General features: G+C 56.3%; 16 protein-coding genes and 1 pseudogene. 5 read left to right on the plus strand and 12 right to left on the minus strand.

The features are described from left to right. Positions 1–115 precede the first annotated feature (115 nt). The 3 genes from AB3G88_RS17540 to AB3G88_RS17550 form a co-directional block, all read right to left on the minus strand. On the minus strand, positions 116–2,062 hold the full coding sequence (locus AB3G88_RS17540) for a methyl-accepting chemotaxis protein (RefSeq protein ID WP_029291012.1): 1,947 nt from the start codon (positions 2,060–2,062) through the stop codon (positions 116–118). Positions 2,063–2,277: 215 nt separating this feature from the next. Continuing rightward, positions 2,278–3,513, minus strand: a complete 1,236-nt coding sequence (locus tag AB3G88_RS17545; RefSeq protein ID WP_191948682.1) for an NAD(P)/FAD-dependent oxidoreductase — start codon at positions 3,511–3,513, stop codon at positions 2,278–2,280. A 12-nt stretch (positions 3,514–3,525) separates the two neighbouring features. Further along, complete coding sequence (locus AB3G88_RS17550) at positions 3,526–3,909, minus strand: RidA family protein (protein ID WP_197864995.1); 384 nt, start codon at positions 3,907–3,909, stop codon at positions 3,526–3,528. Between the two features lie 698 nt (positions 3,910–4,607). On the opposite strand from AB3G88_RS17550, the gene hisC reads away from it, so the two are divergent. Then, positions 4,608–5,744 (plus strand): histidinol-phosphate transaminase, encoded by a 1,137-nt coding sequence (gene hisC, locus AB3G88_RS17555; protein ID WP_112196134.1) that lies wholly within the window; start codon positions 4,608–4,610, stop codon positions 5,742–5,744. Continuing rightward, positions 5,744–6,481: a histidine utilization transcriptional repressor HutC gene (hutC, locus tag AB3G88_RS17560; RefSeq protein WP_068933315.1), complete on the plus strand. Its 738-nt coding sequence runs from the start codon at positions 5,744–5,746 to the stop codon at positions 6,479–6,481. The genes hisC and hutC overlap by 1 nt, the downstream gene beginning before the upstream one ends. 264 nt (positions 6,482–6,745) lie before the next feature. On the opposite strand, the gene hutH is transcribed toward hutC, so the two are convergent. The 6 genes from hutH to AB3G88_RS17590 form a co-directional block, all read right to left on the minus strand. Then, a complete protein-coding gene (hutH, locus tag AB3G88_RS17565) occupies positions 6,746–8,278 on the minus strand; it encodes a histidine ammonia-lyase (protein WP_191948681.1) in 1,533 nt (510 codons plus the stop codon). Then, a complete protein-coding gene (gene hutU, locus AB3G88_RS17570; protein WP_112196137.1) occupies positions 8,275–9,966 on the minus strand; it encodes a urocanate hydratase in 1,692 nt (563 codons plus the stop codon). Before hutU ends, hutH begins: the two co-directional genes overlap by 4 nt. A gap of 184 nt (positions 9,967–10,150) precedes the next feature. Further along, positions 10,151–10,915, minus strand: coding sequence for an ABC transporter ATP-binding protein (locus AB3G88_RS17575; RefSeq protein WP_029291000.1), 765 nt, complete (start codon positions 10,913–10,915; stop codon positions 10,151–10,153). Positions 10,916–10,931: 16 nt separating this feature from the next. Then, complete coding sequence (locus AB3G88_RS17580; protein WP_112196138.1) at positions 10,932–11,642, minus strand: ABC transporter permease; 711 nt, start codon at positions 11,640–11,642, stop codon at positions 10,932–10,934. After that, positions 11,639–12,367 (minus strand): ABC transporter permease, encoded by a 729-nt coding sequence (locus tag AB3G88_RS17585; protein WP_112196139.1) that lies wholly within the window; start codon positions 12,365–12,367, stop codon positions 11,639–11,641. Before AB3G88_RS17585 ends, AB3G88_RS17580 begins: the two co-directional genes overlap by 4 nt. A 55-nt stretch (positions 12,368–12,422) precedes the next feature. After that, positions 12,423–13,205, minus strand: coding sequence for a transporter substrate-binding domain-containing protein (locus tag AB3G88_RS17590; RefSeq protein WP_112196140.1), 783 nt, complete (start codon positions 13,203–13,205; stop codon positions 12,423–12,425). A 361-nt stretch (positions 13,206–13,566) separates the two neighbouring features. Between AB3G88_RS17590 and AB3G88_RS17595 the strand changes: the two are divergent. Continuing rightward, positions 13,567–14,558: pseudogene (locus AB3G88_RS17595) on the plus strand ((Fe-S)-binding protein); the annotation flags it as partial. Positions 14,559–14,561: 3 nt separating this feature from the next. On the opposite strand, the gene AB3G88_RS17600 reads toward AB3G88_RS17595, so the two are convergent. The 3 genes from AB3G88_RS17600 to AB3G88_RS17610 all read right to left on the minus strand — a co-directional run bounded on the left by AB3G88_RS17600 (position 14,562) and on the right by AB3G88_RS17610 (position 17,190). Next, positions 14,562–14,849, minus strand: a complete 288-nt coding sequence (locus tag AB3G88_RS17600) for an IclR family transcriptional regulator domain-containing protein (RefSeq protein ID WP_137204862.1) — start codon at positions 14,847–14,849, stop codon at positions 14,562–14,564. A 302-nt stretch (positions 14,850–15,151) separates the two neighbouring features. Continuing rightward, entirely contained in the window at positions 15,152–16,531 is a 1,380-nt protein-coding gene (locus tag AB3G88_RS17605) for a sensor histidine kinase (protein WP_137204861.1), read from the minus strand. Beyond that, positions 16,528–17,190, minus strand: coding sequence for a response regulator (locus tag AB3G88_RS17610; RefSeq protein WP_112196143.1), 663 nt, complete (start codon positions 17,188–17,190; stop codon positions 16,528–16,530). The genes AB3G88_RS17605 and AB3G88_RS17610 overlap by 4 nt, the downstream gene beginning before the upstream one ends. Positions 17,191–17,337: 147 nt before the next feature. On the opposite strand from AB3G88_RS17610, the gene AB3G88_RS17615 reads away from it, so the two are divergent. Together AB3G88_RS17615 and AB3G88_RS17620 are read left to right on the plus strand one after the other, a co-directional pair. Continuing rightward, a complete protein-coding gene (locus AB3G88_RS17615) occupies positions 17,338–17,604 on the plus strand; it encodes a PepSY domain-containing protein (protein ID WP_032885640.1) in 267 nt (88 codons plus the stop codon). Next, complete coding sequence (locus AB3G88_RS17620; RefSeq protein WP_480450950.1) at positions 17,604–18,149, plus strand: cytochrome b/b6 domain-containing protein; 546 nt, start codon at positions 17,604–17,606, stop codon at positions 18,147–18,149. The genes AB3G88_RS17615 and AB3G88_RS17620 overlap by 1 nt, the downstream gene beginning before the upstream one ends. Positions 18,150–18,154: the final 5 nt, after the last annotated feature.

Consider the following 18,154-nt stretch of genomic DNA (forward strand, 5'->3'; position numbering starts at 1 on the left):
AGCGCTGTTCGAACTCTAACCATTCCAAGCCCTGACCAATCATGCAGCGGAAAATCGTCGCCTGAGTATTTCCGCTTGCATTGCTTATCGTGGTTGCGTCATAAATCAACACGAGCTAGAACTTGAAACGCCCCACCAGCCCTTTCAGTTGAACAGAAATGTCCGTCAGGCGAACTGATCCGGTGTACGCCGAGTGCGCAACACTCTCCACCACCTGGGCATCGGCGTGGATTTGTGCGATGTGTTGGTTAATATCTTCAGCCACCTGATGCTGTTCCTCTGCAGCCGTGGAGATTTGAGCATTCTGGTCGCGAATCGAATCCACTGAATCGCGGATCTTGTCGAAACTGTCGCTCGCCTGCTGGATACATTCAACGCTGGTTTGCGACGCCTCCAAGCTGCGTTGCATCTGCTGGGTGACCTCCTTGGTTCGCCGCCTGAAGTTGCCGAGCAGGCTGTCGATCTCGCCAGTTGAATCGGCAGTACGTCGCGCCAAGGCGCGAACTTCGTCGGCCACGACCGCGAATCCACGCCCCTGGTCGCCGGCGCGCGCCGCTTCGATGGCGGCATTGAGTGCCAACAGATTGGTCTGCTCAGCGATCGAACGAATAGTATCGAGGATCGTGTTGATGTTCTTACTGTCCTGCTCGAGCATCTGCATGGTACATGCCGACTGCTGCAGGTCTTCACTCAATTTAAGAACGCTGCCCGTGGCCTCACCAATGTGCCGTTGCCCGTCGTGCACCTCTCGATAACCAACGTCCGCGCTGGAAGCCGCGCGACTACATGAGCGAGCCACTTCGTTAGAGGTAGCGACCATCTCGTTGAAAGCCGTGCTTACTAATTCAACTGCTTCGCGCTGCCGCACTGCGGCGTTGTTCATGTTGCTGGCCACTTGACTTGTATCCGCAGCGACCTCTTGCAAATCGGAGGAAGCGCTGCGGATGCGCCTCATCAGTTGCGCGATCATCCCAAGGAACTGGTTGAACCAACCAGCCAAAGTGGCGGTTTCGTCCTTGCCCCGCACTTCGAGTTCGCGTGTCAGGTCACCTTCCCCTTCGGCAATTTCCTGCAAGCCATTGGCAACGCTGCGAATTGGTCTAACGATTACGCCGGCGAAGCTCGCGCCTACGATGGCGAATACAATCGCCAACACGGCGGCAATCATCGCAATAAGCCATGTGAGACTGGTGGCCTGAGCCATGACTTCGTCACGCTTAATTAGACCGATGAAGCGCCAGCCTAGGCTTTCGGAACTCACCACATTGACCATATAGGGCACGCCATCGATTTCGATCCTGGTGACGCCATCGCCAGTCTTTGCCAGATCGGAGTAGCCAGGGCCCAAATCGGCCAAGGGTTTGAAGCTGTTTTGGGGATTGGCGGGATCGACTAAAACGTTGCCGTTGGCTTCGACCATCATCAGGTATCCGCTGTCGCCCAGCTTGATGGTTTTAACCAGTTCCGTTAGTTGCTTTAGCGAGACGTCTACACCGACGACGCCTACCGGGTTGCCGCTTGCGTCGGCGAAAGCGCGAACCGTGCTGACCAGCACCATGTCATCCGGCGCCCAGTAGTAGGCGCCCGTGCGCACGGTTAAGCCTGATGCGGCGGCCATGGCGGTTTTGTACCAGGGACGCACCCGGGGGTCGTAGCTGGCCATTTTGGGATCGTCGGGCCAGCCGGCAAATCCGCCGTCGTTGAGCCCCAGTGAAATGGACGCGGTGGTCGGGTGGGTCTCGGCAAATCGATCGAAAATAATCTGGAGCCGCTGATCGGCTTCGCTGACAGGCGTTTGCTCAGCATTGGCAGCGGTATAGTTTTTCAATCCCTTGACGCTGGCGATCCGAGGATCCTTGGCAAGGTATTCGACGTTTTGGCGGATGCTTTCAAAGAACTGCTTCATGCCGTTATCAATCTGGCGAATTTCACGACCGCTGCTATCCAGGAAATTGGCTTGCGCCGCGCTCCGCAAGTTCAATACGACGAGCACCGCGACCATAACCACTGGAAGACAGGCGATGGCAGCAAATACCCATGTCAGCTTCTGTTTGATATTCATGACCTCTCCAACGGGTACTTATAATTATTTAGGGCGGGCCGATGGAACGGATACACCCATTGGAATCAAAACAGCGCCCACGACGACTGACGCGAAATCTGCAGGGACAGCGTCCGTAGATAAATATCAGTGTTAATTTTCCTGACAGGCCAGGTTCTCGCCCGCTACTCCAACGGAGACGGGCGGAAGGTTCATGTACTGCAGCTCAGCTCAGCTCAAAAACGGCCTGGAGCAAAGGGTGCTGGATCGACTATAGGCGTCTCGCCCATCATCAATTCTGCGAGCAGTCGACCGCTGACCGGGCCCAGCGTAAACCCCTGATGGGCATGGCCGAAGTTGAACCAGAGCCCTTTATGCAAGGGCGCTGCGCCGATTACCGGTTTCATGTCTACCGTACAGGGTCGGGCGCCCTTCCATGGCATGCGCTCAACTTGGGGGCCTAACGCCAATAGTTGCCGTGCAGCACTCTCGGCCTTGCCTAACTGCACCGGTGTCGGAGGTGCACTTAGACTGGCGAACTCTGCCCCTGTCGATAGGCGGATACCGCGTTTCATCGGCGCCAGCATGTAGCCTTGTTCGGTATCCAGCACCGGGCGGGTCAACATTGCTCCATCGGCAAAGTGAGCGTGGTAACCCCGTTTGACGAACAACGGTATGCGGTAGCCCAACTCAAACAGCAGCTCATGAGCCCAAGGCCCCAGCGCCACTACCACCTCGGATGCGCCGACCGATCCGGAATCGGTATCGACGCTCCAGCCGGCTCCCAACTGACGCAACGATCGCGCATCGCCGCGCAAAATTTGCCCACCTTCACTCACGAACAGATCGGCATAACGCTGCACTAGCTCTCCAGGCTCAATACAAGTCCAGGGTTGCAGCCAATGAATGCCCCCCACCAATGCCTCGCTCAGGGCGGGTTCCGCCAGTCTTAGCGCGACACCGTCCAAATGCTCGGACAATACGCCGTGTGCACTCACGCGTACCGCACGCTCCACCGCCTCATCGAATTGCTGTGGGCTACGGAACGCCTGAATCCAGCCTTTGCGCACGATAAGGTTCTGCGAACCGCTTTGCTCAATCAGCTCCGAGTGCTCACTAATCGAATGCTCAATCAACGTGCGAAAGGCATCCGCAATGGCCTGGTAATGCTTCGGCGCGGAGTTGGCCCAATACCTGACCAAGGCAGGCACGTATTCAGGCATCGCGCGTATATGGTAATTAACGCCGATGTCACGCTTGGTTGCCACGTTTATCAAACTGGCAAGATCCCTTGGAAACGCGTAAGGCTCAATGGCCTCGCGCTGAATAATACCTGCGTTACCGAACGATGTTTCGCGCCCTGGCAACCCTTTGTCTACCAGCGTCACTGCGCAGCCACGGCGCTGCAAATGCAACGCCGTGCAGACGCCGACAATACCGGCTCCCAATACCACCACTTGTTTTTCGCTCACGCCGCCTCCGAATCAAGCACGCTGTTGCGCGATGACACTGATCTCTATCAATGCATCGACCACAAGGCCGGCGCAGACGGTCGCGCGCACTGGCAGGTTGGTCGTGAAGAATGATGCATAAGCGCGATTGAATTCGGCGAAATCACTCCGGTCGGTCAGGTATACGGTGACGCTGACAACATCGTCCAGCGACAGCGATTCGGCTTCCAGCGTCTGGGCAATACGCGTCAGGGTCAAACGCGTTTGCGCTTCGATACCTTCAGGAAAGCTGCCGTCCTCACTAAACGGCAATTCGCCAGACAAAAAAACCAGGCCTTGGCTGTGGCGGACTTTGGAAAAGGGCAGATTTTTTACGGTCATGGCAGTTCTCTCTTGGGTATTCAAAGATTCGCTCATCAGCGAGCACCGATTGTGAATCATCGCTTGCAGTCCATCTGTGCTCACGGCTAGGCAACAAGTCGTAAATGCGCTTGAGCATCTGCCCCCTTACGGGCGCTGGCCATGCTTACAGAGCGAACAGCATTCCGAAATCATGTTGACTCACTGGTCAGTCGTGACAGCAAGGGCTGAACTAGGTTTTAGCTTAAAAAGCTCGGCGTGTATATACAGGTTCAAGCATTTTCAATGCCGCTCGCAAAAAAACACGCCAGATGCCTAAGGAAAAGCCAGTAGCTGTCCATTTATGGTTAGCTCATTAAATGCGTACGGCAATCAATGTTTCGTTTAAACACGCCACGGAGTGAAAGTCCCACCCCACCGCGGAACCTTGGCTTACAGACTGAAAATCCTGCATGAGCGAGCATCTGATCCACTTTTCTGAAAACAGGCCAAAACCGCGGCTCTATTACCGAACAAAGGTTTTGGCTTGCACTCCTACCTTGTGGTATATACAGGATCATACAGATCATTCGCCACGTTACGCTGTTCGCTAAGGACGTCACATCATGAATCCAATGGCACCGCTCAGATCCATCCAGCTATCCCCCATCCGAGATCAGACATAACGCCAAAAGTAGTAGCGTCTGCAGCAACTCCAGCACAACCGACTGAACCGAGATGCCTTCCCGCAAGACACTAATTGAGGTTAGCCCTGTATGAATGCGAATGACTTGAACCTGCTTGCCCGCGCAGAAGTGCGCGAGTTGGCCAGCTATAACGCTGGCCTGGCTTCGGATGCCGTGCGCAAACGATTCGGCCTTACACGCGTAGCCAAACTTGGGAGCAACGAAAACCCAATGGGCACAGCACCCGCCGTTAGCGCCGCAACGGCTCAAGCTTGCAGCGAAATTGCGCTGTATCCCGATGCCGGCTGCCAAGCATTGCGTACTGCGCTTTCTGAAAAGCTGGGTGTGCCGGAAAACCAGTTGGTGTTCGGCAACGGCTCGGAGGATTTACTGAGCGTCATCAGTCGAGTGTTTTTGGATCACAACGACGAAGTGGTGACCGTAGTGCCTTCGTTCGGTCTGCACTTCATCTATCCACTGGCAGCCGGCGCCAAAGTGACTGGTGTGCCAATGACCCAGCAAGGCACATTCGATGTGCCAGCGATGGTCGCAGCACTCACTCCCCACACACATGTGCTGATGTTTTCCTGCCCATCCAACCCGGTTGGCTGCGCCCTGAGCGCCGACGAGCTACAACAACTGCTCGACGCATTACCACCGCAATGTTTGTTGGTGTTCGACGAGGCCTACTACGAATATGCACAATGGGAAGCCGAATACCCGGACTGTCTTGCTCTGATTCAAGGCAGCGGCAGACCGTTCATCCTGCTGAGGACGTTCTCCAAGGCTTATTCCCTGGCGGGTTTGCGCATAGGCTACGGGGTGGTGAGCGATCCGATGTTGGCCGATCTTATTAATCGTCTGCGTACTCCCTTCAACGTCAACCACGTAGCCCAGGCCGCAGCGATTGCCGCACTGGCTGACGATGAGCATCTGAACGCCTGCCTGTCCCATGTCGCTAGCGAACGCCGGCGAATGGAGGCGACACTGCACGAGCAAGGCATCACGACCGCGCCCTCCCTTGCCAACTTCTTGTTTTTCAGCACGCCTTTTCCGGCCGAAGTCATCAATCAAGCTCTACTGCGAGAAGGGGTAATCATCAAACCGTGGCGCGAAGTTGGTTACACTGAGTACTTGCGCGTCTCTGTCGGAAGCTGTGAGGATAACGACCTTTTCCTCACAGCACTGGCAAGCGTCCTTGCCACACTCGAGACACGGACTGACTAATGATCAAAAATGCACCACAAGCGCTCTACCGGCGTGCAAAGGATTATGTGCAAGACCAACTTCGGGCGGGCGTTTGGAAACCTGGTGACCTGATTTCTTCAGAAAACCAGCTGGTGCAAGAACTGGGCATTTCGCGCATGACCGTCAATCGGGCTTTGCGCGAACTGACTGAAGAGGGCCACCTGGTCAGGATTTCAGGCGTCGGCACGTTCGTAGCCGAAAGCAAACCGCAATCAAACTTGCTGCGCATCACCAACATTGCCGACGAGATCCTGGCCCGAGGCCACAGCTACACCTGCCGCGTCCTACACCTGGGTCGTGAATCGGCCTCAATGTCGGTGGCGTCCGCTTTGGGCCTGACCACTGGCTCTTCAGTTTTTCATCTGGTCTGCGTTCACAGCGAAGAAGGCGTGCCGGTACAACTTGAGGATCGTTACGTCAATCCCGAGCTGGTGCCAGAATTTCTGCAGCAAGATTTCGGGGAGCACTTGCAACCCGCCAAATACCTGTTGCGCGTCGTCAAACCCGATGAAATGGAGCATATCGTCGAAGCCTGTCACCCAAGCATTGACGAAAGCAAACATATGCAGATCGACGCCAACGAACCTTGCTTAGCGCTCATCCGCCGCACCTGGAGCCAAAGCAAAATTGTGACTTACGTGCGCTTGGTTCACCCCTCCTCACGCTATCGACTCGGCAGTCGCCTGCCGGTAAACGGGGCGCATAGAGACAGTTGATGCCTGAAGGCATCCGATGAACTGATCCATCATAAACCGGGATCGAAATTCCATTGCTGCTTCTACTTTCCGGCCAACCTCTTGCGCAGAATCTCACCAGTGAGTTTCTTGTACTACAAAAGTAAAAAAGCTCCACAGCTACGACAACTGCCTGTCGCCGATAGCTGTAGAGCCAAAAAACTGCATAAACACTGTAGCTCTCGTGCGGGATGACTCGAGCAATTCAGCTTGCTCACACGGGAGCCAAACGCCCCTTCACCCCGATTACAAGCTAGGCAGCAACTTTGGCAACACCAGTTCGTTCAAGCACCGGGAAGCCAACAGCTCGCTTGCTGCGTTGATATCCGGCGCAAAGAAGCGATCTTTGTCGTAGTAAGCCACTTTGCTGCGCAGGCTGGTGCGGGCAAGCTCCAGCTTCGTCGAGGTCTTCAACCCTTCGCGCAAGTCAAGGCCCTGACACGCAGCGAGCCACTCAACAGCGAGGACGCCGCGAGTGTTTTCAGCCATTTCCCATAGACGCTTGCCCGCTGCAGGAGCCATCGACACGTGGTCTTCCTGGTTCGCGGATGTGGGCAGGCTGTCTACGGAATGGGGGTGAGCCAGCGCCTTGTTTTCACTGGCCAGCGCTGCTGCGGTAACTTGGGAAATCATGAAGCCGGAATTCACACCGCCGTTGGCCACCAGGAATGGCGGCAATTGCGACATGTGCTTGTCCATCATCAGGGAAATACGTCGCTCGCTTAGCGAGCCGATTTCCGCTATCGCTAATGCCATGTTGTCAGCAGCCATGGCCACAGGCTCGGCGTGGAAGTTGCCACCGGAGATCACATCGCCTTCGACAGCGAAGACCAATGGGTTATCGGAGACGGCATTAGCTTCGACGACCAATACCTCCGCGGCTTGACGGAACTGGGTCAGGCACGCGCCCATGACTTGCGGCTGGCAACGCAGGGAGTACGGATCCTGAACCTTGCCGCAGTTCTGGTGGGAGTCGGAGACTTCACTGCGCTCCCCGAGCAAGTCTCGGTAGGCGGTAGCACTGTCGATCTGGCCTTTCTGGCCACGCGCGGCGTGGATGCGTGCGTCGAACGGCGAGCGCGAGCCCAAAACCGCTTCAACAGTCAGAGCACCGATCGCCAGTGCGCCAGCGAACAGATCTTCGCCCTCGAACAAACCACGCAGTGCATAAGCGGTGGATACCTGCGTGCCGTTGAGCAACGCCAGCCCTTCCTTGGCAGCCAGTGTCAGTGGCGTCAGGCCGGCGACTTTCAGCGCCTCGGTTGCTTCCAGCCATTCGCCCTTGTAACGAGCCTTGCCTTCACCCAACAGCACCAGCGACATGTGGGCCAAGGGTGCGAGGTCGCCGGATGCACCGACCGAACCTTTCAACGGAATGTGCGGATAAACCTCGGCGTTGATCAAAGCGATCAGTGCTTCGATGACGGTGCGGCGGATGCCGGAGAAACCACGGCTCAAGCTATTGACCTTGAGCACCATGACCAGCCTGACCAGCGCGTCACTGATCGGTTCGCCAACACCGGCAGCGTGAGACAGAACCAGTGAGCGCTGGAGGTTCTCCAGGTCTTCGGTAGCGATGCGGGTCGAGGCCAGCAGGCCGAAACCGGTATTGATCCCATAGGCGGTGCGGTTCTCGGCGAGAATTTGTTCCACGCAAGCAACGCTGGCTTCAATCTGGGCCGAAGCACTGTCATCGAGGGAGATGTTGACCGGATGCTGGTAGACGTCGCGCAGTTGGGCAATGCTCAGTTGGCCAGGAATGATGTTGAGTGTGTTCATGCTTTTGCTCCTTTAACAGAGGTGATCATTGGCAGGTTCAAGCCTTGTTCTTTGGCACAATCTATTGCGATCTGGTAACCCGCGTCGGCGTGACGCATCACGCCGGTCGCCGGGTCGTTGTGCAGCACGCGTGCAATGCGCTCAGCCGCTTCGTCGGTACCGTCGCAGACGATCACCATGCCCGAGTGCTGAGAGAAGCCCATGCCGACGCCGCCGCCGTGGTGCAGGGAAACCCAGGTCGCGCCGCTCGCGGTGTTCAGCAGTGCGTTGAGCAGTGGCCAGTCGGACACGGCGTCGGAACCGTCCTGCATTGATTCCGTTTCGCGGTTTGGGCTGGCCACGGAACCGGAGTCCAAATGGTCGCGACCGATGACAATCGGCGCCGACAATTCGCCGCTACGCACCATTTCGTTGAATGCCAGGCCCAGCTTGGCGCGCAGACCCAGCCCTACCCAGCAGATTCGGGCCGGCAAGCCCTGGAAGCTGATGCGCTCGCGCGCCATGTCCAGCCAGTTATGCAGGTGCGCGTCTTCCGGAATCAGCTCTTTGACCTTGGCATCAGTTTTGTAGATGTCTTCAGCGTTACCCGACAGCGCAGCCCAGCGGAACGGGCCGATGCCACGGCAGAACAGCGGACGGATGTAGGCCGGTACGAAGCCCGGGAAGTCGAATGCGTTTTCCACGCCTTCTTCATGAGCCATCTGACGGATGTTGTTGCCGTAGTCGAACGTTGGAATGCCCATTTTCTGGAATTCAAGCATCGCTTTGACGTGTACGGCCATCGATTGCTTGGCGGCTTTCACTACAGAGGCAGGCTCGGTCTTGGCGCGTGCGCGATACTCTTCCCAAGTCCAGCCGGCCGGGAGGTAACCGTTTAGCGGGTCGTGAGCGCTGGTCTGGTCAGTGACCATGTCCGGGCGTACGCCGCGCTTGACCAGTTCAGGCAGGATTTCCGCCGCGTTACCCAGCAGGGCGATGGAGATAGCCTTGCCTTCTTTGGTGTATTGGGCGATGCGGGCAAGTGCATCATCGAGGTCTGTGGCTTGCTCGTCGACGTAACGGCTGTTCAGGCGGAAGTCGATACTGACTTGCTGGCATTCGATATTCAGCGAGCAGGCGCCGGCCAGGGTTGCCGCCAGTGGCTGGGCGCCCCCCATACCGCCGAGGCCTGCGGTCAGTACCCAACGACCCTTCAGATTATCGTTGTAATGCTGGCGACCTGCTTCTACGAAGGTTTCGTAGGTGCCCTGGACGATGCCCTGACTGCCGATGTAGATCCAGCTGCCGGCGGTCATCTGGCCATACATGGCCAGGCCTTTGGCGTCGAGTTCGTTGAAGTGCTCCCAAGTGGCCCAGTGCGGCACCAGGTTGGAGCTGGCAATCAGCACGCGCGGGGCGCTGCTGTGGGTCTTGAACACGCCGACCGGCTTGCCGGATTGCACCAGCAGGGTCTCGTCGTCGTTTAGATTGGTGAGGCTTTCGACGATCTTGTCGTAGCATCCCCAATTACGCGCCGCACGACCGATGCCACCATACACCACCAGTTCTTTTGGGTTCTCGGCCACTTCCGGGTCGAGGTTGTTCATTAACATGCGCAGTGGCGCTTCGGTCAGCCAGCTTTTGGCGGTCAGCGTGTTACCACGCGCGGCGCGGATTTCGACATTACGGAAATGGGATGGTTTGTTCACCGGTAATCCTCTCGAAATGACTTTCTCAGCCTATCTATTGGTTTAACGCTACAGATCAAGCATAAATACAATCATGTATATACAACCATAATCAAGCGAATTTTTACTCGAGTATGGTCACTGACGAAGGGCAAGGTAATTTGGAGCTAATGAGCGACCAAAGAGTCGCTCGAAGGCATAGCGGTTACTTGAGGTTGCCGCTAAGAAACTGCTGCAGGCGCTCGCTCTTGGGGTTGCCCAAGACATCTTCAGGTAAGCCCTGTTCTTCCACGAGTCCTTGGTGGAGGAACAACACCTGACTCGACACCTTGCGCGCAAAGCTCATCTCATGAGTCACCATGATCATAGTTCGACCTTCTTCGGCCAGACCCTGGATAACCTTGAGCACCTCGCCCACCAATTCTGGATCAAGCGCCGAAGTCGGCTCGTCGAACAGCATGATCTCAGGCTCCATGGCCAAAGCCCGAGCGATAGCGACCCGCTGCTGCTGCCCGCCAGAGAGAAAAGCCGGATACTGGTCGGCAACGCGAGACGGTAAACCTACCTTGTCCAGATACCGCCGAGCACGCTCCTCAGCATCTTTCTTGCTGATACCCAGGACGCGGCGTGGAGCCATCGTGATGTTGTCCAGCACGGTCATGTGGCTCCAAAGGTTGAAGTGCTGGAACACCATCGCAAGCCGTGTGCGCAGCCGCTGCAGTTCAGAAGCGTCGGCCACATGCATGCCGTGGCGGTCATGCATCATGCGAATCGGCTGGTTATCCAGGCCCATGGCGCCATCGTTGGGCGTTTCCAAAAAGTTGATACAACGCAAGAAGGTGCTCTTGCCCGACCCGCTGGCGCCAATCAGACTAATTACATCGCCGGTCTTGGCGTTTAGGGAAACGCCTTTGAGTACTTCGTGGCTGCCATAGCTTTTATGCAGGTTTTCAACGGTCAATTTGTACATGTTCAAACACCCTGAATTAATGAGCCGGGCCGAGGAAAGACAGCCAGCGGCGTTCAGCCAGACGGAACAGGCCAACCAGAGAGAAAGTGACTGCGAGGTAAATCGCGGCGGCGATACCGAACGACTGGAATGTCAGGAACGTTGCCGAATTGGCATCCCGGGCGACCTTGAGAATGTCCGGCACAGTCGCAGTGAACGCGACTGTGGTCGAGTGCAGCATCAGTATGACTTCGTTGCTGTAGTTCGGCAGCGATCGGCGCAGCGCAGACGGCATGATGATGTAGGCATACAACTTCCAGCCGCGCAGTCCGAATGCCTTAGCCGCTTCGACCTCGCCGTGATTCATGTTACGGATCGCCCCGGCGAAAATTTCCGTGGTGTAGGCGCAAGTGCTCAAAGCGAAGGCAAGAATGGTGCAGTTGATTGCATCCCGGAAGAATGCATCGAGCATGGGTTGCGAACGCACCGCTGCAAGGCTGTAGATACCTGTGTAGCAGATCAGTAGCTGTATATACAGCGGCGTACCGCGAAACAGATAAGTGTAGAACTGCACTGGCCAGCGCACCCATATATTGCTGGAGACCCTGGCAATCGACAGCGGGAGCGCCATCAAAAAGCCCAGGAAAAGCGAAGCACTTAACAGCCATAGGGTCATCGCCAACCCGGTGATGTGATAGCCATCGCTGTAGAGGAAAGGCTTCCAGTATTCCTGCAGAAGTTCCATCATCGCACGGCCTCCCGTGTGCCTGCGGCATAGAGGATTTCCAACCGGCGCAAGACGTAGTTCGATGCAGTGGTGATGACCAGATAGATCAAGGCTGCCAGCACTAGGAAAAAGAACAGTTGATAGGTGGTCTTGCCGGCGTCTTGAGCCACTTTCACTAGGTCGGCCAGCCCAATAATCGAGACCAACGCGGTAGCCTTGAGGATGACCATCCAGTTATTGCCGATACCCGGTAAGGCAAAACGCATCATCTGCGGGAACAGTACGAGGCGGAAACGCTGCGCGCGGGTAAGGCCGTAAGCAGTGGCCGCTTCCATCTGGCCACGCGGCACGGCGAGGATGGCGCCTCTGAAAGTCTCAGTGAAATACGCACCATAGATAAAGCCCAAGGTGATCACGCCGGCACTGAATGGATTGATCTCGATGTAATCCCACCCTAAGGCTGAGGTCAGCTGGGTGAGCCAGGTCTGCAAGCTGTAGAAGATCAGCAGCATCAGAACCAGATCCGGCACTCCACGAATCAGCGTGGTGTACGCCTGTGCGGGGACGCGCAACAGCGCCGACCTTGAAAGCTTGGCACTGGCGCCGACCAGGCCCAAGACCACGCTTAGCAGCAAGCAAAGGAAAGATAACTTGATCGTCATCCAGGTCCCTTGCAGCAACAGTGGGCCAAAGCCCTTGAGACTGAAGCCCGACAGCCCCAGCATCTGCAATAGGTTTTCTAACATGGGGAAGCCCTTCGTCAATCAGGAAAACGCCCATCCGTGAATGGGCGCAGCGTCGTTATTTACCGCTGTAAATATTCTGATCACCGAAGTGTTTCTTTTGGATGTCCACGTAAGTGCCATCGTCGTGAAGCGCCTGTATACCTTTGTTCACTAGGGCTTTAAGTTCGGCATTGCCTTTGAGCAGACCGATCGCCGTTTTTGCTGGCAGCAGTTCGTGATGGACTGGCTCGCTCACTTCAAAGTCAGCGCCTTGCGGGGACTTCAGGAAACCCATTTCAGCTTGCAGCATGTTCTGAATCGAGGCATCTAGGCGACCTGTGACCAGGTCAGCGTAAACTTGATCCTGATTGGCGTAGGCCTGGGTTTTTACCCCGGCCTTGTTCAGTACCGCCTTGGCATAGGCTTCCTCGGTGGTGCCTTGTTCATAGCCCACGGTTTTTCCAGCCAGCGTCGTGATGTCTTCGCTCAGGCCAGAACCCTTCTTAAAGACGAAGGAAGTAGGCACGGAAAACAATTCGTTCGAGAAATCGATGACTTTTTCCCGCGAAGACGTCACGGTCATTGCAGAAATCACGCCGTCGAATTTGTTGGCCCTGAGGCCGGGAATCATGCCGTCGAAATCGCTTTCAACCCATCTGCACTTGACCTTCAGTTCAGCGCAAATCGCGTTACCCAGATCAATATCAAAGCCCACAAGGCTGCCGTCGGCCGCCTTTGATTCGAAGGGTGCATAAGATGGGTCGACTCCAAAACGCAACTCCTTGTACTCCTTGGCCACGACAGAGCCAGCAGCCGCACACAGAGCCAATACTGAAAGGGTCAAAATAGATTTTTTCATTGTTTTTATTCCTAATAACCAACAGAAGCGCTTGGAGCGCACGAGTACAGTTATGGAGCGCGCGTGGCGTTACGCAGAGCACACACAGACCCCAATTTGCGGATAACCGTGTTGAGACGCCTGGTCGACTTTAACTCGTTAATACATACTTGTACAGACAGGCATAGTCAATTGATCGTCCGTTGATCCGTTCGATTGCTTCTCGAGTTTTTAAAATGTGCTTGAGGTGCCAACAATAGGAACATTGGAAGATTTTTCTCTGAAGTAGACGAAGACTGTCAACCTCATTAATTGCGCCGATCGTCGCGTGCCGCTTTTGGAGAGATGGCCGGCGCCAGTTGTACGAGGTCATTCAGTATCCTTCCACCTTCGATATGATGATAAAGAGGCCTTAATCGGCGCTAATTACTGCGATATCGAGATAGGTGAGCGGCTCCCATCTGCATCAGCGAGACAACGATTCATGCTTGAATATGTTGGCGGAATGCTCGACAGCCCATTGCTCAGCACCACGGACTTCGACGCCATATGCCGTCGTTGGAAAGTTCAGATCGCCACGCCTGAGCTTCTGTCGACAGTGGATACGCAGTAGCGTGCTAGAGGCGTAATCAACATCCAGGATGCCTTTACCCGTTACTTCGCCCCCCCCGTGCTTTCGGACTGGATCGAACTAATTTCAAGGCTTGGCTACCAGGTCTACATCGCCCCGCTCGGGCCCAACGGGAAACCGCTTCAGGTGCAAGGCTTCATCAAAGCCTTTGAAAAAGCCGCGCATTTCAACGGTGAAGCGTTGCGCCACCTTCAGAAATACGGGATACCGTTGGTGGGGCTTGATTCCGCGATGACACTGGTGCATAGACAGGGATATGCGAAGACGCTGGGCAGCGACAAGGCCCCCTCCGTTCTGCTGCCTCAGGAGTGGCTTGCAGGTGTACTTCCACAGGCTCAACGCGTCGAAGATGCTGCTCCGTACTACTTCCTTCCCCACTGCACTGAAAAAACAAACGAGCCGAGCAACATTGGGCTTTGGCAAAAAGTCTTTGAGCGAATGGGGCTTAAACTGAGCGTTCAAGCCAGCGGATGCTGCGGCATGTCCGGCACCTATCGACATGAGACAAAAAAACCAGCATCTCTGTGGTGATCTACAGACAGTCCTGGGCACCGCTCGTGGCAAAATTCAATACTTCTGGCCGGTTATTGGCCGACGGATATTCTCGCCGTAATTAGGTGAAACGACAGGACGGAGTGACCGTTTTACATCCGCTGCAAGCACTGCTCGCTACCGTTAGGCAACGTACCAAGCTTCCATCGCGTCAGAGTCAACAAAGCGAACTCTCAGAACTACTGGCTTGAGCGTTAGCCGTCTATACCGATTTCTTTGAGCAGTCCGGCCTTGCAAACCAATAGCTCCTCAATGTACGCATCGCGATTCTTTTCGAAACGCAATGTAGGAATGGGCATTGAGATCGCGAAACGGCCTAACACCGTATCCAGAGCGGCGGCCGTTGTAGTGATGCCCTCGATGAGTTCACCATGATCGCTTGAAACCCCGGCTTTGCGAATATCGTCGAGCTGATTCAACAGAGCCAGGGATACCGTCGTGTTCTCCTTGGTAGCGCTTTCAGCCGCAAACAACGCCCTCACATCCTCATCTTGGTCTTAAGCCAGAATAGCCCGTCCAGCAGATGTGCCAGAGAGCGGCGTGTCCAGTTGGCCAAGACGTGGCATCACCTGCAACTCACGACCAGCAACAAAACGATCCTCAACGATCAGTTGGATGCCGGCAGGTCTAGAAAACAGACATTTGAACTGGTAGAACAAGCTATTCTATTTATTGAGTATTTTTGGCTGATTTTTTGTTTGGCATACAGGTGGGCATACAGATTCTGACGTTCGGACCTTAGGTTTTCGTTATGACAGATGTGTTGCTCGGATTTGTGAGGGAGTTATAGGGTGCTACTGGTCTGGTTTAAACTGAGTTCTGCACATACGCCACCGCTTGCTAGATTATGGATGTGCAAGGTACCGCCAATTTTACGAGTTACCATCTGTACGATGGCTAGCCCTAAGCCCGCGCCATTGGCATTGCCTCGGCTATAAAATCGCTCAAACAATCTTGCCATTTCCCCTTCCTCTATTCCCGGTCCAGCGTCTTCAACCCTCAAGCAGGCCATGCCCCTCTCGCCCTTAAGTACCTTTACAGTTACCTCTTTCCCTGAGGAAGAAAAATTGAGGGCATTGGTCACCAAGTTCTGCAGTGCAATAGCTAACGCTACCGGCTCGGTTTCTACCCAGCACTCTTCGTCCCCTTCCAACACCAGTTCCACCCCTTTTTCCATCGCCAGTGGCGTCAATTCGGCCAATTCTTCCCGTACCAATTCGGTAAGTTGCACGCGGCTGCGCACAGAGTTATTAAGTTGCGGTTCGATACGCGCCATGGTCAGCAACTGGCTGCCGATGCGGGTGGCGCGGTCGACACCGCTTACCAGAAACTCCAACGCCTCGCGTCGTTGCTCCACTGTCTCCGCGCTTTGGGCGTTTTGCGCATGGATACGCAGGATCGCCAGGGGTGTGCGCAGTTCGTGGGCGGCGTCGGCGATGAACCGGCGTTCGCGTTCCAACAACTCATCCACCTGCACCAACAGCCGGTTGAGCGCGGTTTGCATGGGTTCCAGGTCGGAGGGCAGCGGTTTGAGGTGCAGCGGTTGCAAGGTGTCGGAATTGCGTCCACGAATCGACAGTGCCATGGCGCGCAGAGGTTTGAGACCCCAACCGATTAGCAGCCAGATCAACACCGTCAGCAGCGGCACGCCGATGAGGGTCGGCCAGAGGGTGTGACGCATGATGCGTTGGATCACGTCTTGGCGGATGTCGTCGCGCTCGCCCACCCAAATCAACAGGCCCTGTTGCGGGTCGGCGAGGAGGAAGGCACACCAGTCGTTGCCGTTGTCCATGATGTCGTGGGAACCAAGGATCGCGGGCGGTGCTGCCAGCACCGGCGCTTCGGCTGAGCGTACAAGTAGCTGGCCGTCGCTGCGCCACACCTGGAAGGTCAGGCGAGTTTCATAGGGATGAGCCACGCCCTCTTCGCCCACGCGGCTCATGGCCTGATCAAACGCTTGGTACAAGCGGTCCCAATCCGCTTCGCCGGGGTCGCGCTGGCGCAGTACGCCTTGCAGCAGGCGCGCGCTTTGGGCGAGTTGGGCGTCGTAGACTTCTTCGATTTCGTGGTGACTGTCGCGCAGCACCAGCCAACTGATCAGGGCATCGCCGAGCAGGATCAACACCAGCACCGGCACGAGGATGCGCGCACGCACGGAGGTCATGGCTTGAGTACCAGCACATAGCCAACGCCGCGCACGGTGCGTATGAGCTCGGTGGATAACTTTTTACGCAGGTTGTGGATCAACACTTCCAAGGTGTTGCTTTCGACGCGGTCCTGCCAGCCGTACAACGCGCGCGACAAGCGCTCGCGGGTCACCACTTTGCCGGGGCGCACCATCAGTTGGTGCAGCAGTTGGTATTCCATGGGGGTGACGATGATGTCCTCATCCAGGTAACGCACCTGCTGGGTAGCGGGGTCGAGGTTGACGCCAGCGTGTTCGAGCATCGGTTGCGCGCGGCCCTGGCTGCGGCGCAACAGCGCGCGCACGCGTGCCTTGAGCTCTTCGACGTCGAAGGGTTTGACCAAGTAGTCGTCGGCGCCAGCGTCCAATCCGGCGATGCGTTCGGCGGTGCCGTCGCGGGCGGTGAGGATCAGCACCGGAAGATCATGTTGCTCGGCGCGCAGTTGCTGCAACAGGTCGAGGCCGTGGAGGCGGGGCAGGCCGAGGTCCAGCAGCAGTAGATCGAAGCTCTCCGTGCGCAACGCATGCAGCGCTGCAACGCCATCCTGCAGCCAATCCAGGGTGTAGCCCTCGGCGCCCAAGGCCACACGAATCCCTTGGCCGAGGGCACGGTCATCTTCGACAAGGAGTAGGCGCATAGCAAAATCTCTGTAGGAATCGGCGGCATCATGCCGGGTTATGGCCGGGGCTATTTCAGCAAAGATGTTACGGCTCGTTGCCAACTAAGGTTGCCCTAAGGTTGGTTTTGCACTGTGAAATCTCCCACATTTGCTGAGAGCTTTTCCATGCGCAAAATTCTCCTGCTGTCCCTGATCCTCGCCAGCCCACTGGCCTTCGCCGGCCCGCAATGCACCACCGCCGAGCGCTCGCAATGGCAAGACGAAAAAGCCTTCCAGGACAAGCTCAAGGCCGAGGGCTACACCATCAGCAAGTTCAAGGTCACTGATGGCAACTGCTATGAGATCTACGGGTTCGACAAGGACAAGCGCAAAGTTGAGATCTACCACGACCCGGTCACCGGCAAGGCCGTGAAGACTGAGATCAAAGGCTGATGCCAGGCGAATCCCTACGCCTGTGGGACCCGCTGGTGAGGCTGTTCCATGCCTCCATCGCCGGGGTCTTTGTCGCCAATTACTTCTTCAACGAAGCCGGCGACGACTGGCATGTCTGGCTGGGTTATTACGCCATGGCCTGGCTGCTGGTGCGAACGGTGTGGGGATTTGTCGGACCGCGCAGCGCACGGTGGGCAGACTTTTGGCCTACGCCAAAAAGGCTGAATGACCACGCGCGCTCGTTGCTCAAGGGTAAGCCGCAACACCGCTTGGGGCATTCGCCGATTGGCGCGCTGGTGATGCTGTTGATGTTGCTGGCGTTACTCACCGTCGGCGTGAGTGGCTTTTTGATGCAGGAAGTCGATGCCCTCTGGGGCGCCGATTGGCCGCTGCAAGTCCACGAGACCGCCGCCAATGCGCTGCTTGGCTTGGTTTGCCTGCATGTGCTGGCTGCCGTGTTTGAAAGTATCCAGGTGCGGGACAACCTGCCGTTATCCATGCTCACCGGTCGCAGGAAGCGCCTGCCGGATGAACGTGCGCAGTAATCCTT

This window comes from Pseudomonas arvensis (genome assembly GCF_056688935.1).

Excerpts from the sequence above, each read along its gene's own strand:
- AB3G88_RS17540 (WP_029291012.1), bottom strand. The coding sequence starts at position 2,062 with ATGAATATCAAACAGAAGCTGACATGGGTATTTGCTGCCATCGCCTGT.
- AB3G88_RS17550 (WP_197864995.1), bottom strand. The coding sequence starts at position 3,909 with ATGAGCGAATCTTTGAATACCCAAGAGAGAACTGCCATGACCGTAAAA.
- hisC (WP_112196134.1), top strand. The coding sequence starts at position 4,608 with ATGAATGCGAATGACTTGAACCTGCTTGCCCGCGCAGAAGTGCGCGAG.
- hutC (WP_068933315.1), top strand. The coding sequence starts at position 5,744 with ATGATCAAAAATGCACCACAAGCGCTCTACCGGCGTGCAAAGGATTAT.
- hutH (WP_191948681.1), bottom strand. The coding sequence starts at position 8,278 with ATGAACACACTCAACATCATTCCTGGCCAACTGAGCATTGCCCAACTG.
- AB3G88_RS17575 (WP_029291000.1), bottom strand. The coding sequence starts at position 10,915 with ATGTACAAATTGACCGTTGAAAACCTGCATAAAAGCTATGGCAGCCAC.
- AB3G88_RS17580 (WP_112196138.1), bottom strand. The coding sequence starts at position 11,642 with ATGATGGAACTTCTGCAGGAATACTGGAAGCCTTTCCTCTACAGCGAT.
- AB3G88_RS17585 (WP_112196139.1), bottom strand. The coding sequence starts at position 12,367 with ATGTTAGAAAACCTATTGCAGATGCTGGGGCTGTCGGGCTTCAGTCTC.
- AB3G88_RS17590 (WP_112196140.1), bottom strand. The coding sequence starts at position 13,205 with ATGAAAAAATCTATTTTGACCCTTTCAGTATTGGCTCTGTGTGCGGCT.
- AB3G88_RS17605 (WP_137204861.1), bottom strand. The coding sequence starts at position 16,531 with ATGACCTCCGTGCGTGCGCGCATCCTCGTGCCGGTGCTGGTGTTGATC.
- AB3G88_RS17610 (WP_112196143.1), bottom strand. The coding sequence starts at position 17,190 with ATGCGCCTACTCCTTGTCGAAGATGACCGTGCCCTCGGCCAAGGGATT.
- AB3G88_RS17615 (WP_032885640.1), top strand. The coding sequence starts at position 17,338 with ATGCGCAAAATTCTCCTGCTGTCCCTGATCCTCGCCAGCCCACTGGCC.
- AB3G88_RS17620 (WP_480450950.1), top strand. The coding sequence starts at position 17,604 with ATGCCAGGCGAATCCCTACGCCTGTGGGACCCGCTGGTGAGGCTGTTC.